We start from the raw sequence: 13,849 nt of genomic DNA on the forward strand, positions 1-13,849 counted from the left end.
CTGCCGTCCGCGGTCGTCCACAGCGCGGTCGGCTCCGCGCTGCCGGAGCTGGTGCGCCCCCGGCTCGGCGACCTGGCCGGGGGCGCGGTGATCCATGACGCGTACGAGCCGGGCCGCTGGTACTACGCGCTGGCGCGGCCCGGCGAGCGCACGGCACCCGAGGCGTACCGCCTGGAGGAGGGAACCTGGCTGGGCATCCCGGCCCCGCACCGCACGGCCCGCCCCCGGCGCGTACTGGACCCGCCCGCCCCGCCACTGCGAGGACTTCTGCTCACCGCACGGCCTCGCCGAGCTCATCCGCCTCGGCAGCCAGGTCCTGGCCGGGCCGCGCGCCCTCCCCGGGCTGGACGGCATCGAGCAGGCCTGCCGCGCACTCTTCGACGACGACAGCCCGCAAGGCACCGCCACCGCGACCACACGGGCCCGGGACTTCCTGACGGCACTCCTGCCCGTAACACAGGAAGCGGCCACCCAACTGGCCCTGGACCCCACCACACAGGCCCGCCTCACACGCGCCATCACCGAGGCACACCGGCAACTGGAAGCCGACAGCACGCCACTGAACCCCGCACGCCAACAGGCCCACACGAAGCGACTGGCCCGCTGCTGCCTCGACCAGGTACGCCTGCTGCGCGAGCTCGCGGCGTCGGCCGACGAGCTCCAGCACTTCTGAGACAGCCCGAAGGCCCCGCCGCCCGCTGGGACGACAGGGCCTCCGGCCTGCTATTTCTCGGTGCCCCCGGCAGGATTCGAACCTGCGACACCCGCTTTAGGAGCGGGATCGAATCCCTGATCGAGGGTGCTCGTTGATGCTGAGTGGCGCTGTCCTTGCAGGTCAGTGCCACCCGGCATGATCGCCAGTCCTGCTTCCGGTGGCTCCTGCTACACCGTCCGCTCACGCACCGCTCACGCACCGCTCACGCATGGAGCCCCTTCGGGGTGGCTGGGATCGTGAACCCGCGACCTCTTCGTCCCGAATGAGGTTCGGTTGTTGATCTTGCTAGCGCGGATGATGTTTGCCCTGGTCAGGCATGTGGTCCCGGTCGGCCTCGTGCGGCGTGGAAGGGGATCCGGGAGTAAACCGGCTCCCAAACGGCTCCCAGGAAGCTCTCCGTCTCTCGGCGGCTTTCGGGCCGAGCAAGAGCGGGCTCGCCGACCTGGCCCGCACCCGGCTCAAGCGCGTGCAATACCGCCCCGACCTGCTCGACGGGTTCATCGCCGAGACCGGACTCACCCTGGCCCCGCCATGAGGTCACCCCGAACCGGGAACCTCAGAAGCGTGAACCGGTGCCTGGCCGTGCCGGCGGGTGACCGTCCGGCCGGGAGTCAGGGGTCCGCCCTGGCGCGACCACCGGCCAACAGGGTGAACATCGCATCCCCGGCAGCGGATTGCCCGGTAAGTACACTTAAAAGCTGATATCTCATGAGTGCCATGTGTGTGCGACCGCCTCAGCCGGAGGGGCACGCAGTGCTGCCTGCACGGCGGGTTCGGCACCTATCCCGCGCCGTACCGCCTGGTTGCAGTCGTTCCCGTCATTCTGAAAGGCAGTCCCGCGCATGACCGTCCCCGCACGTTCCCGCTCCGCCTCGCGGCCCCACTGCGGTGTCCGCCGTCGCCGGCTGGCCAGTGCCGTCGCCCTCACCGCTGCCCTCGTCACACCTGTCCTGTCCGCAGCCGTTCCCGCCCACGCCGCGCCCGCTGTCGGGATGGTGGCCGCGACCCACGGCGCACCGGTCCCCGTCGCCACTCCTGGTGACCTGCTGGCCGCCGGCGACGACGGTTTCGGCCAGGTGTCGGGGATCTTGAAGCAGGCGGCGGGCAGGAAGGTCACCCAGGTCTCCGCCGGTTATACCTACAGTCTGGCGGTGGCTGACGACGGGACCCTGCTGGCCGCCGGCAACTCTTATAACAGTCCGGCGTCGGGGATCCTGGCGCAGGCCGCGGGCAAGAAGATCACCCAGATCAACGGCGGCTACTTCAACGCTCTGGCGGTAGCCGATGACGGCACCCTGCTGGCCGCCGGCTTGGACGGTAACGGCCAGGTGTCGGGGATCCTGGCGCAGGCGGCGGGCAAGAAGATCACCCAGATCTCATCCGGCTACTACCACAGCCTGGCGGTGACCGATGACGGCACCCTGCTGGCCGCCGGCCGTGACGATTACGGTCAGGTATCAGGTACGTACGGCCGGGTGTCAGGGATTTTGAAGCTGGCGGCGGGCAAGAAGATCACCCAGATCTCCGCCGGGGAGACCCAGAGTCTGGCGGTGACCGACGACGGCACCCTGCTGGCCGCCGGCTGGGACTACACCTGCCAGGTGGACGACCTCCTGGCGCAGGCCGCGGGCAAGAAGATCACCCAGGTCCTCGCCGGTCCTGGTTACAGTCTGGCGGTGACCGATGACGGCACCCTGCTGGCCGCCGGTAATGACGTCTACGGTCGGGTGTCGGGACTCCTGAAGCAGGCGGCGGGCAAGAAGATCACCAAGGTCTTCGCCGGGGTGGAACAGAGCCTGGCGGTGACCGATGACGGCACCCTGCTGGCCGCCGGTAATGACGTGAGAGGCCAGGTGTCGGGGATCCTGGCGCAGGCAGCGGGCAAGAAGATCACCCAGGTCTCCGCCTCCCAAGGTGGCACCGTCACTCTGGCGGTGGCCGATGACGGCACCCTCCTGGTCGCTGGCTCCGACGGCTTCGGTGAGGTGTCGGGGCTCCTGAAGCAGGCGGCGGGCAAGAAGATCACCCAGATCGCATCCGGTGTCTACCACGACCTGGCGATCGGGCTCTGACAACGATGACATGAGGCCCGCAGGTCAAGCGGCAGGGATCGGGCCAGCCGGCAAAGCCAGCCCGTCGCCGCCCCGGCACTCCCCTGCGCCGTGCACCGGCACGAGGGTCGCCGGGCGGTGACGCCTACTTCACCGCCCGGCGATCAGGCCGCGTAAAGGATTCGGCGACGAAGAAGACCGAGCAGGACAGGCGACGCCCCGGCCACTGTCGTGGCCGCGCGCGTCGGCTCGGGCCGGATCGTCGACGGCACGTGCGTCAGCTTCAGTAGCGGCGTTGACCGGGGACCGCTGCCCCGTCGCTTGCAGCTGATGTTGAACGTGCCCCACCGTTGGTGAGGGCGTTCAAGTGCCGCAGGATCAGCATGGCAGTGAGGTCACCTTCCGACATACGGTTCTCGAAGGCTGATCTTGAGAATGCTGCGAACTGATCGTCCGTGAGGATCACGGCCTCCATGTAGCGGGCGTGGGGGTGCCGCCACCCGCAGCAAATGTGGCGTGTGCACACATCGGCTGCTGTGGCGCGGACGTTGGGCGTCGTCCATGGAAGGTGCGGGTAGCCGGAGAGTTCCTTTCGGCAGGAGTCAAGCTGATCCAACATCTCTGCCTTGTTCTTGTGGCGGGCTTCTCCGTAGTGGTGACGGAACCAATCCCTTCGGCCAGTCTCGCTGAGCTCGCGATGAACGCGTTCGATACGGGCCTCGAACCCGTGGAACATGATGAGCGGCATGCGGCGCGTGTCGAACCCCACTGTGGGCTGGGCGCGATGGAGCTTCTGATCGATGAGCCACTCGAGCGCCGTCCGCTTGCGCTTCCAGTCGTTACAGGGCTTGCAGGCGGGAAGGAAGTTCCACCAGACGTCGGCTCCGTTGTCCGCAATGGGTTCTTCGTGATCAAGGGTTGTCGACGGGCTCGTGCTGCAATAGGTGCACATCCCCTTGTTTGCGGTGAGCCCCATTAGCCACACGTGTGTTGCCTGCTTGGTTCGGCTTCCCCTGGGAACGCTCGCGGCTACTGTCATCACAACCTCCATCTGCTCTGTGCTTGAGAGCCGGGAGGCTAGTGCCAGTCACTGACAATGTGTGCTGACCTGCATGCTTAACGTGATGGATGGTCTTGTTCGAGCCTGCCCCGGCGGGCTGCATCTCAAGCGAAAGCCAGCGCGCGGAACGTGTTGCGAACGTCGGTCAGTGGCTGCCGGTCGCGCGTGTAGTAGAGCTTGTTGGTCAGGAGCACAGCCCAGCGCCGCTGACGAGGTGAGATCCACATACCGGTGCCAGTGAAGCCGTAGTGGACCCAGACCTCGTCTACGGCGCGGGCGGGGTGCCAGAACAGGCCGCGTGCGGGCTCCAGGTCGCCGGTCTGGACGGTCAGCGACTCCGTGGTCCAAGCGCGGCCGAATCCGGCCCGCCCTGGAGCGATTGCGGTGTTCAGCATGTAGAGAAGGAAGCTGATGAGGTCGTCGAGGACGGTGAAAGTGCCGGCAATGCCGCACACTCCGCCCAGGAGCCGGGCCGAGAAGTCGTGGGCGACGCCCTGGAGGTGGGTGCCGCTGTCCTGGTCGAGTTCGGTCGGTGCGCACCGTGCGACGATCTCGCCAGACAGTGGCCCGAAACGAGTGGAGTTCATGCCCAGCGGCTGCCAGATCCGTTCCGTAGCGAGCTGGTCGAGGCGCTGTCCGGAGAGGTGCTCGGCGAGGTAGCCGAGGATGAGGGCGGCTCGGTCGGTGTACTCGACGGCCTCGCCTGGCGGACGGTGGAGGGCTTCATGGAGGACTCCGTCGCGGACATCCTGCGGATCGGTGCCGTAGAGGTTCTTGAGCTGGGCGCGGAGCGGCAGGCCGGCAGTGTGGGTCAGTAGGTGGCGGGAGGTCACGGCCCCCAGCGGGTGACCGTCGACCTCGGGCCAGAAGGTACCGAGAAGGACATCGAGGTCGAGTTTGCCTTCTTCCCAGAGAGCGCCGATCGAAGACCACACGGCGAGGATCTTGGTGAGGCTGGCCGCGTCGAAGACGGTGTTGAGCCGCATGGGAATGTCTGGCTCGTTGGGGTCGAGGACTCCGGCGACGCCGCTGGCACGGGTGCCGGTGGCGTCACCGACCGCCCATACGGCGCCTGGGTAGACCTTGTCACGGACGCCTTCGCTCAGGAGCTGCTCGATGCGGTCGGTGTGGTGCGTCATGGTCTCCCTGTTCGCCGTGGGCATCCCGCCGGATCAGCGTAGTGACGTGGGCAGGACGGGTGGGGCAATGGCGCGTTGAACTCCGGTCCGCGGCCGTGTTCATGTGAGCTGGCGGCCGAGGTCGGCCAGTGCCTCGGCGGTCGTCGAGAGCGGATAGCGGCAGGCGTTGGCGTAGCCCGCCTGACGCAGAGCGGGCAGCAGACCGGGGGTCTTTCGTAGGCGGTCGAGGTCGCGGGCGAGCGCGGCGGAGTGGGTGAAGTCGGTGGCCACTCCGGATGCTGCGAGGACCTCGTTGAGGCCGGGGACGGGTTGGTACAGGACGGGCAGGCCGCAGGCTTGGGCCTCCAGCGCGACCAGGCCCATGGCCTCCAGAGTGGTGGAGGGTATGACCAGCGCGTCGTGCTCGGTGAAGGCTTTCCACAGTTGTGGACGGCGGAGCCAGCCGAGGTACTGGGCCCGCACGCCGGCCCGCTGGAGCAGCGGGGCCATGGCGTGGAACTGGGACCTGGGGGCGGCGATGCTCAGCTCGATGCCTGGAATGGGCGCCAGGCTTGTGACCAGGTGCTCGGCGCCCTTCTCGGCTGTGAGTCTTCCTGCGTACAGCAGCCGCAGGTGGCTGGTCGAGGTGCGGGCTGGCCGGGACGGCGGATCGGTGAGCAGGTGGTCGGGGATGCCCCAGGGAATGTGGACGACCTTGCGGCGGTCGGCCTGTGGGGCGAGCCTGAGAAGGTGATCGGCCATCGCGCCGGTGGGGACCACGATGGCGTCGGCGGCCCTTGCTGTCTCGCGCAGCACCTGGAGCTGGTCGCGGTGGGCTTCGGCGAAGAGCAGGTCGGTGCCATGGACCAACGCGATCCTAGGGTGCGCAGGTAGAGCCCGGAGCAAGGCAGGGGTGGCGCCGAACGTGAGGTGTTGCAGGTGCAGTACGCCGATCTGCGCTGGATCGATCGCGGCCACCAGGGCCTGGCGTAGGGCCGCGACGTAGCGACTGAAGCCGGTGCCTTCCAGGCACTTCCCGGACACGGCCAGCAGGTCGAGCCCGGCAGGGACATTGGGTCTGGGCCCGGCGGGGGTCAGCATGAAGGCCCGTGCGGGGATGAGGGGTTTGTCGCCGGTGTAAAGGTCGAGGAAGAGTTCGACGCTGCCGCCGGGGCTTCCGGCTGGGAGGTCGAGGAAGGTGGCGGCCAGCGGACCCGCGGCCGGGCGTACGACGGGGCTCACAGCGCCGCTCCTTGGGGGATCTCTTCGTACAGGCGGGAGATGTCGATGCCGTTCGTGGCCGCGTACTTGGCGCGCTGTCGCTGGTAGCTGGCCGGGGTGCCGAGGGTGGTGAGGAAGACGAGCTTGCCGAAGGTCATTCCCGGATAGACGCGGGCGGGCTTGGCGACACGGATCTCCAAGGTCCAGCGGATCGCGTGGCCCTGGTGACCGAGTGGGGCGGAGACGTGGACCCAGATGCCGAGGGCTCCGGTGGTGCGGTCTCCGTTGAGCAACTGCGCGTACGTCTCGGAGCCCGTCCTCTCCAGAGTGACGCCGAGGTAGAGCACGCCAGGCATCAGGACCAAGCCGGAGGCAGGGATGGGGTGTTCGGTGTACGCGGTGGGCGTGGCGGCGTCCAGGTCGCTGTCGCAGACGCGGATCGTGTCGCCCAGGCGCCAGTCGTAGGCGTTGGGGGAGAGGCGTGCGGGGGCGTAGGGGGCGATGATGATCTCTCCCGCGCTGACGGCGGCGGCGATCGCGGGGCCCGTGAGGATCATGAGGCGACCGCCTGGATGTGTGCCGCGTCCCGCCAGTAGCGGGAGGGCTGTGGGCCGGCAGCCCCTTGGTACTTGCCGCGGTACAGGTCGACGTCGCCGGTGGAGACGAAGAACATGATCTGCCCGATCTTCATCCCCGCGTACACCCGCAGCGGGCGGACGGGCGAGAGCATCAAGGTCCACTGGCCGTGGAAGCCGATGTCGCCGATCGGCGCGGTGATCTCGACGAACAAGCCGAGGCGGCCGACCGAGGAGCGGCCGAAGAGCAGCGGGACGAAGACGTCCGAGCCGACCTCCTCGATGGTGTGGCCGAGGTACAGCTCGCCGGGCTGGAGGACGTAGCCGTCCTTGCCGATCAGGACCGAGCGCGTGGCGTTGGCGTCGTGGGCGTCGATCACCTTGGCGGCGTACGTCAGCAAGGTCGGACCGAGGCGGACGTTGTAGCTGTTGGGGTTCGTTTGGTCCGGGGCGAAGGGGGTGATCCGTAGGCGGCCGTCGGCCACGGCAGCCTTGATCTCAGGGCCGGTGAGGATCATTGCTCGCCTCCTTCTTGGGACTCCGCGGAGTTGGGGAGCGAGGCGGTCAAGACGCGGCATACGGCCTGCCCAAGCCGTATGCCTGCTCGGTGAGTTCTCCCGCCGAGGTAGCTGTCGGCGAGGTAGTCGGTGGTCAGCACGGTGCGGATCTCCGAAGGCAGGGGAGCAGGGGCGACGACGACCAGAGGGCCGACGTGTTCGGTGAGGTGATCGAGCAGCTTGTCGAGGTCCTGCGCGTGATGCTCGGGGAGGAAGGCGTGCACGAGCTGGTTGCCGAAGGGCTCGATGGCCAGCAGGTCGCCGAGGGTGAGGGTGGTACCGAGCTGCACAGGGCGCAGAGCGGTCTCGTTGAGGACGACCGCGTCAGCGCCGAGGCCGGTGTGCAGTCGACCGGTGATCTCTTCAAGCAGCCGGCGGCGGTCCAGGAGCGCGTTACGGCGGGTTTCGTCCACGGCGCCGATGGGACTCCTCAGCTGCTGCCCGATGGTCGAGATCTCTTCCAGCAGTGCGGCGAGGTTGTGGGGAACAGCGGAGGCATCGGGGAAGGCGCTGGTGCGGGCTGCCCAGCCGCTTCCGACGGGTTCGGCGGCGGCGTATCCGACGCCGAGTTCGCGTCCTTTGACCACCAGGGTGTCGCCGACGTGTACGGGGCCGAGGGTGTCGCTGTGGCAGTGCCCGGCGAAGATGACGTCGGCGAACGGGCAGGCGGCGGCCAGCTTCAGGTCCTCCTCGAAGCCGGAGTGGGACAGCACCATCCAGGCGTCGGTGCGGTGGTGGTGTTCGAGCATCACTTCGCGCAGCGCTTGGGCTGGTTCGGTGACGTGGTGGCCGACTCGTTGGCTGGCAGGGATGGCATTGAACGCCTGTGGGCCCATCACCCCGGTGACAGCGACTCGCCGTCCGCCGATGGCCTGGATGCGTACGCGGTCGAAGAGCGGATTGCCGCTGTCGTCGGTTGTGTTCGCGCACACCGTCATCCTGCGCAGCTGCGGCTCGAAGTAGTGCGGCCAGCCGTGGTTTCCGGGGGCGAGCAGGTCGTACAGCGTGGTGAGGACTTCACGCTCGATGTGCCCCCTGCCGAGGCGGTAGAAGCCACTGCCCTCGAAAAAGTCACCGCAGTCCACGATCAGGCTGTCGGGCCTCGCGGCGTGGAGGTAGGTGAGCATCGGCGCGGCCGGGTCGAATGCGGAGTGGACGTCGGTCGTGGCGACGATCTGCCGCAGCTGCCGGTTCACGGGATCACCTCACAGATGTCGGCGCCCAGGGCATGCAGCTTGACGGGCAGGTCGGCATGGCCGCGTCGGAGCTGTTCGAGGCCGCCGAGAGTGGTGACGCCGCGAGCGGTGAGGCCGGCGATGAGCAGGGCGGAGCCCGTGCGGATGTCGGTGGCCTCCACTCCGGCACCCGTCAGCTGCTGCGGACCGGTGAAGCGGCACTGGGTGGGCGACAGCTCGTCGATCGTGGCTCCGAGGCGAGCGAGCTGGGGTAGCAGGTTGCCGTGGCGGCCGGGGTTGATGTCGTCGGCGAACAGGTGGGTGCCAGGGAGGGTGAGGGCCAGGGCTATCAGCGGCGGCTCGAAGTCCGCGTCCAGACCGCCGGGGGACAGGGAGGCGATGGCTCGCAGCGGTCGGCCGGTGGGCTGGGCGTCCTGGGCCCGGACGGCGAGGGCGCCGTCCTCGACGTCGGCGGGTACGCCGAGCCAGCGCAGCGCGGCGACCAGGGGAGCGATGTCGTCGCTGCGTACACCGAGGATGTGCGCGTTGCCACCGCTCACCGCGACCGCGCAGGCCAGGCTGCCTGCCTCGATCTTGTCGCCGGGCACCCTCCACGCGATGGTGTCGCCGGAGATGGACCGAGGCGGCTGGATTGCGAGGACGGTCTCGCTGACCCGGCACTCCCACCCTGCGATCTTCAACGCCTCTACAACGCTGAGCACTTCGGGCGACAGATTCGGCTGGCCCAGACGCAGCGGCCGTCCGGCGACGACCGTGCGCAGGAGGGCGGCAAGGCTCGCGCCTCGGGACCGGAAGGGCAGCATGATCGACACCGTCCCGCGTCCGCCCGTGGCTGCCTCCACGAGGTAGCCGTGGTCATCGACGGTCGAGCGGTCACCGAAGCGCTCGTACACCTTGAAGTGTTGCTCCATCCCGCGTTCTCCGATGTCGCAGCCGCCCGGCCAGGGCAAGCGGGCCCGTCCATAGGTCCCGAGCAGCGCCGGGACCAGGTAATACGAGGCCCGGATGCGGGCAGCGACCTCGGGGGCGGGATCCGGCTGCGGTCTGTCGCTCGGCAGGATCACCGTGGTGTGCGGATCGCTCACCGGACGGGCCGCGTGCCAGCCGGCCTGCTGGAGAAGGGTGAGCATCGTCTCGACATCCGTGTTCGCCGGGACGTTGCTCAGGTGCACCGGGCGGTGCATGGCCGCAGCGGCGGCCAGCAGGGGCAGGGCCGCGTTCTTCGATCCGTCGACGGTCACGGCCCCGGCAAGCGGAATGCTCGGTCGCACGGCGACCACTTCCGCGGCGACTGGGGGAATCCGTACGGCTGTCAACAGTCAACTCCTCTGCAGGGCAGGTGGGATGCGACGGGCAGGAGTGGGGCGCTGAGCTCGAACTCGGCCCAGCAGCGCTTGCCGGAAGGCAACGGTTCGAATCCATGGCGGTCCGCGAGTGCGGCGACGAGGAACAGACCGCGTCCGTCCTCCTCGTCCGCATCCGGCAGGCCGACCTCTGGGATGTCGGAGCTGGTGTCGATCACCGCGATCCGTAGCGCCTTCGCACTCAGGTAGGCGCTGGCCGTGATCGGACCGTGCGCGTGCCGCACCGCGTTCGTGATCAGCTCCGAGGCCACCAGCTCTGCCGTGTCCAGGAGGTCAGGCTCGAGAAGGACACCCCAGGCCCGTATCCACTCCGCGATCTGCTGGCGCGCGGACGCGGCACCGGCAGGCGTGCCGGAGACGGAAATCCGGATCTGGTGCGCTTCCATGAGCGGCCTCCTGGATTGGTTCGGCCACTCCACGCAACCGCCACACGGGCCCCTCGAACCAGGACGTGTGCCGGTGCTGCATCGTCGATGCGGGAGCTGCATCACGGTGAACTGCCAGTCCATTACGCTCGGTTGAGCAGGCAGGATCGGCGACGGCAGTAGGAGCCGTGGCACAGATGGCCGAAGCGCAAAGCGAAGCGAGACGGATCGGTGAGGTGATCCGCCAGGCGCGCGTATTACAGCGGCGCTCGCAAAGGGACGTCGCCGCCGCCCTGGGCTATCACCAGTCCAAGGTGAGCCGCCTGGAGAACGGCAGGGGCACGGAAGACGTTCGCATGCTGCGCGAGATCGCGCAGGTGTTGGCGATTCCGCTACACCACCTGGGCCTTGCCGCCGCTTCGGACATCAGCCCCTCCGATCCCGAGACAGAGGACATGCGCCGCCGTACCGTTCTCGCCGCAGGCATCGCCGCGCTCGCGGCCCCGGCCATCCCCAGCACCGCCCATCAGGATCTGGTCCAGGCCCTGCTGCCCGGAGCGGTCCATGTGGCCGCCGAACCGGTTCCGGATCTCCAGAACCTTCGGGACCAAGTCGCAGGCGTACGTCGTCTCTTCTGCACCTGCGACTACACACAGCTGGAGAGCACGCTGCCCGTCCTGATCGGGCGGCTACGGCAGGCCATCAGCGACAGCCCTGGCTCGAGCGACCTCTCCGGCCTCCTTGCCACGGCGTACCAGACCTCGGCGAGCCTGCTGCTCAAACAGAGCGACCAGGGGAATGCCTGGCTCGCGGTCGGACGCGCCATGGCCGAGGCAGAATGCTCCGGCGATCCCGTCGTCCTCGCCTCCAGCGTCCGCGTCCACGCCCACGCGCTGGCCCGCGACAGCCACACCGCCCAGGCCGTCACCCTCGTCCGCCACACCGCCGACCAGCTCACAGGCTCGTACGACCAGCGCTCCCCGAAGTACCTCGCCGCACTCGGCCTGCTGCTTCTGCGAGGGGTCACGGCCGCCAGCGGTGGCGGAGACCGCTCCGCCACCCAGGACTTCCTCACCGAGGCGAAGGAAGTCGCCCGGTACGTCGCACTCGACAGCCCCGACGCCTGGGCCAACTTCAGCCCGACCAACGTCGCCTTGCACAGGCTCAGCGCGGCCGTCTCCTTTGGCGACGCGGGCGTCGCTCTGGAGACCGCCCGGCCTCTCATGCGCCGCCACATCCCCGTCCCCGAGCGCCGTGCCGCCCTGTGGATCGAAGCCGGCCGCGCCTACGCCCAGCAAGGCCGCCTGGCCGACGGGTACCAGGCCCTCCGCATCGCCGAGAGCTGCGCGGCCCAGGACATCCGCCGCCCGGCCGTACGCGAGCTAGTGGCCGATATGGCCGCCCGCGATCGGCGCCGTACGCTGCCTGAACTGCACCGCTTCAGTCGTCAACTGGGAGTCCCCGCGTGAGCGAACAGCCCGACCCACAGACCAAGAAGCCGTTCCTGTACATCGTTGTGTGCGCGGCCGGAATCGCCGACGGCGTCGGCAAGCTGATCACGGCCGCCCAGGAGGCCAACTGGGACGTCGGCGTGATCGCCACTCCGCAGGGCCTCGGCTTCATCGACGCACAGGCGGTCGAGGCCCAGACCGGCTACCCCATCCGCTCTGCCTGGCGCTTCCCCGGTGACCCCCGCCCGCTGCCGCCCGCCGACGCCATCGCGGTCGCCCCGGCCACCTTCAACACGATCAACAAGTGGGCGGCCGGGATCTCCGACACCCTGGCCCTGGGCATCCTGTGCGAGGCGTACGGCTTCAGTATCCCCACCGCCGTCCTCCCGTACCTCAACTCCGCCCAGGCCGCCCACCCCGCGTACCGGCAGAGCTTGGACCGGCTGCGTGAGATGGGCGTCCTGATCGGCTCGTACGAGCCACACCGCCCGAAGGTCGGCGGCGGGGCCGACCGCTTCCGCTGGGAGGAAGCGCTGGAACTGCTCACCCCCAAGGTGTCCGCGCGATCGTAATCAGCGCTCTTCGGAGAGCGGGGGCTCTACTGACTGACCGCGTTCGTCACCAGGCGGTTGGCCACGACGAGCGTGAGGTCGGGTACGGCCTTGCGGAGTGCGGCGACGGATTCGGCGTGGTCGCTGCGCACATCGAGGCCGGCATCAGACAGCACGCCTCGAACCCATTGCCCCAGGACGTCGTCCTCGGTGCGTGCGCACTGAGCTTCGATGATGTCGATGGCTCGTTCCAGCCCGGCCTGCTCGCCGGGGGCTATCGTGGCGAGTGCTTCCCGCACGACTTTCAGGATTTCGGGCCCGTCGCGTAACACAATCACAGGTGATTTACCGAACAGCATGGTGTTTCCTCCGGAAATTCGAAAGGGGGATACCGGAGCGGGCGCGGCGTATTCCGCAGGGTATACCGCGCCCGTCCTGGATATCAGGTCACGAGGCCACTGCGGCCGCGACGGCGGCGATGACAGTGAGGCCCGCCATGCCGAGGACCGCGATGCGCCGCTCGGACAGAGAGGTTCGCTCGGCGAGTGCTGTCACAGCGGCCAGCGCCAGTGCCGGGAGCGCGAGCCAGTCCAGCTCCACGGTCCTGCTGAGCGACAGGGCCACGGAGGCATAGAGCAGCGCATAGGCCAGCCCCACTTTGCCTGCCGGAGCCATAGGCGCGAGTACGCCGATCGCGCGTGAGTCCGCCATGTCGCCCATCCTTAGAAGCAGTTGTCCCGTATGCCCTTGACACCGATGATCTCAGAGGCCGAGCCGCCGGCAAGCTTGAGGAAGTCGTCGGAGTTACCGGCCTTGATCAGCAGCTTGGCGGTCGTCTTCACCCCACCGAGCGCCTTGATCGCCTTGTACGCTGCGGCTCCCGGCACGAAGGCGGCCGTTACGTAGGCCACACACTTGGTGTACTTCCACGCCTTACCCCAGGGACTGAATGCCACGACCGGGCTGCCGGGTGATGCGGGTTGCTGCGTCTCGACGGGCTCCGCAGTGTCGGTCTGGCCAGTGAGGACGGCGAGCACTTGGGCCTGCGCGGCCTGGTCGCCCGGGTACATCGCTTCGAGGATCTGCGGCAGGGTCCGGTTCGCCGGGAGGGCCGCGGCCCGCTCGTCGAGTCCCTCCTCGACAATCGGGGGAGCATCCAACTCGGAGACCGCAGTCGCGAGCTCACGGACGGACTCTGTCTGCTGGGCGACGCGAGCGTGCCGTGCCTCGGTGGCGGATGCCATCGGCGCAGCAGCGCCCATGGCGAGGGCGGCGATCGCGGCGACTGCACCGAGGCGAATCTTTTTCGCTGATACCGGCGAAACCGGAATCTCGTGGTCTATTCGGGTGCTGGACATAGGTATTCCCCCTTGCTCGTAGGACAGCTATTGCCCTCCGGCACGCCTTCGCCCCGGTCACGGAGAAGGCTGGATAGCCGGTGGCAAGCAAGACCCTGCCAATCAAGATCTGTTAGCCGCAAGGGACTTGAGCCTGCCATGAGGTTCACCATTTACTTCACGCCACTAGCGACCAGGGAGCTGAAAAGCTCGGCTGAACCTCTGGGTCCGCATTCGCGGCGACCGCACCCCCTGCGCCCAGTCACGACCCCGCGAACAATCGTGCCC

15 protein-coding genes are annotated in these 13,849 nt (G+C 68.4%); 4 read left to right on the plus strand and 11 right to left on the minus strand.

Features of this window, described 5'->3' with window-relative positions; genetic code table 11:
* Positions 1-94 precede the first annotated feature (94 nt).
* Positions 95-673 (plus strand): DUF6415 family natural product biosynthesis protein, encoded by a 579-nt coding sequence (locus tag QIY60_RS15860; RefSeq protein WP_283143036.1) that lies wholly within the window; start codon positions 95-97, stop codon positions 671-673.
* An 884-nt stretch (positions 674-1,557) separates the two neighbouring features.
* Complete coding sequence (locus tag QIY60_RS15865) at positions 1,558-2,787, plus strand: hypothetical protein (RefSeq protein WP_283143037.1); 1,230 nt, start codon at positions 1,558-1,560, stop codon at positions 2,785-2,787.
* Positions 2,788-3,049: 262 nt separating this feature from the next.
* Here the strand turns inward: QIY60_RS15865 and QIY60_RS15870 are convergent, their stop codons facing one another.
* From QIY60_RS15870 to QIY60_RS15905, 8 genes are all read right to left on the minus strand, one after another.
* On the minus strand, positions 3,050-3,742 hold the full coding sequence (locus QIY60_RS15870; RefSeq protein ID WP_283143038.1) for an HNH endonuclease signature motif containing protein: 693 nt from the start codon (positions 3,740-3,742) through the stop codon (positions 3,050-3,052).
* A 188-nt stretch (positions 3,743-3,930) separates the two neighbouring features.
* The gene (locus QIY60_RS15875; RefSeq protein WP_283143039.1) at positions 3,931-4,965 is read right to left on the minus strand and encodes a serine hydrolase domain-containing protein; all 1,035 of its coding nucleotides are present in this window, start codon (positions 4,963-4,965) and stop codon (positions 3,931-3,933) included.
* A 99-nt stretch (positions 4,966-5,064) separates the two neighbouring features.
* On the minus strand, positions 5,065-6,186 hold the full coding sequence (locus tag QIY60_RS15880) for a glycosyltransferase family 4 protein (protein ID WP_283143040.1): 1,122 nt from the start codon (positions 6,184-6,186) through the stop codon (positions 5,065-5,067).
* On the minus strand, positions 6,183-6,722 hold the full coding sequence (locus QIY60_RS15885; RefSeq protein ID WP_283143041.1) for a deoxycytidine triphosphate deaminase: 540 nt from the start codon (positions 6,720-6,722) through the stop codon (positions 6,183-6,185). The genes QIY60_RS15880 and QIY60_RS15885 overlap by 4 nt, the downstream gene beginning before the upstream one ends.
* Positions 6,719-7,258 (minus strand): dCTP deaminase, encoded by a 540-nt coding sequence (gene dcd, locus QIY60_RS15890; protein ID WP_283143042.1) that lies wholly within the window; start codon positions 7,256-7,258, stop codon positions 6,719-6,721. Before dcd ends, QIY60_RS15885 begins: the two co-directional genes overlap by 4 nt.
* A complete protein-coding gene (locus tag QIY60_RS15895; protein WP_283143043.1) occupies positions 7,255-8,493 on the minus strand; it encodes a metallophosphoesterase in 1,239 nt (412 codons plus the stop codon). Before QIY60_RS15895 ends, dcd begins: the two co-directional genes overlap by 4 nt.
* Positions 8,490-9,773 carry a UDP-N-acetylglucosamine 1-carboxyvinyltransferase gene (locus tag QIY60_RS15900; RefSeq protein WP_283145949.1) on the minus strand — a complete coding sequence of 428 codons (1,284 nt, stop codon included), beginning with the start codon at positions 9,771-9,773 and terminating at the stop codon, positions 8,490-8,492. Before QIY60_RS15900 ends, QIY60_RS15895 begins: the two co-directional genes overlap by 4 nt.
* 32 nt (positions 9,774-9,805) lie before the next feature.
* Positions 9,806-10,243 carry an ATP-binding protein gene (locus tag QIY60_RS15905; RefSeq protein ID WP_283143044.1) on the minus strand — a complete coding sequence of 146 codons (438 nt, stop codon included), beginning with the start codon at positions 10,241-10,243 and terminating at the stop codon, positions 9,806-9,808.
* A gap of 176 nt (positions 10,244-10,419) precedes the next feature.
* Between QIY60_RS15905 and QIY60_RS15910 the strand changes: the two genes are divergently transcribed.
* A complete protein-coding gene (locus tag QIY60_RS15910; protein ID WP_283145950.1) occupies positions 10,420-11,691 on the plus strand; it encodes a helix-turn-helix transcriptional regulator in 1,272 nt (423 codons plus the stop codon).
* The gene (locus tag QIY60_RS15915; RefSeq protein ID WP_283143045.1) at positions 11,688-12,245 is read left to right on the plus strand and encodes a flavoprotein; all 558 of its coding nucleotides are present in this window, start codon (positions 11,688-11,690) and stop codon (positions 12,243-12,245) included. Before QIY60_RS15910 ends, QIY60_RS15915 begins: the two co-directional genes overlap by 4 nt.
* A 26-nt stretch (positions 12,246-12,271) precedes the next feature.
* Here the strand turns inward: QIY60_RS15915 and QIY60_RS15920 are convergent, their stop codons facing one another.
* From QIY60_RS15920 to QIY60_RS15930, 3 genes are all read right to left on the minus strand, one after another.
* Complete coding sequence (locus QIY60_RS15920; RefSeq protein ID WP_283143046.1) at positions 12,272-12,583, minus strand: hypothetical protein; 312 nt, start codon at positions 12,581-12,583, stop codon at positions 12,272-12,274.
* Between the two features lie 88 nt (positions 12,584-12,671).
* Positions 12,672-12,881, minus strand: a complete 210-nt coding sequence (locus tag QIY60_RS15925; RefSeq protein ID WP_283143047.1) for a hypothetical protein — start codon at positions 12,879-12,881, stop codon at positions 12,672-12,674.
* A gap of 65 nt (positions 12,882-12,946) precedes the next feature.
* Positions 12,947-13,582: a hypothetical protein gene (locus QIY60_RS15930; protein WP_283143048.1), complete on the minus strand. Its 636-nt coding sequence runs from the start codon at positions 13,580-13,582 to the stop codon at positions 12,947-12,949.
* Between the last annotated feature and the right edge of the window lie 267 nt (positions 13,583-13,849).

It is taken from the genome of Streptomyces sp. BPTC-684, assembly GCF_030028635.1.
In the GTDB taxonomy this organism is placed as follows: domain Bacteria; phylum Actinomycetota; class Actinomycetes; order Streptomycetales; family Streptomycetaceae; genus Streptomyces; species Streptomyces noboritoensis.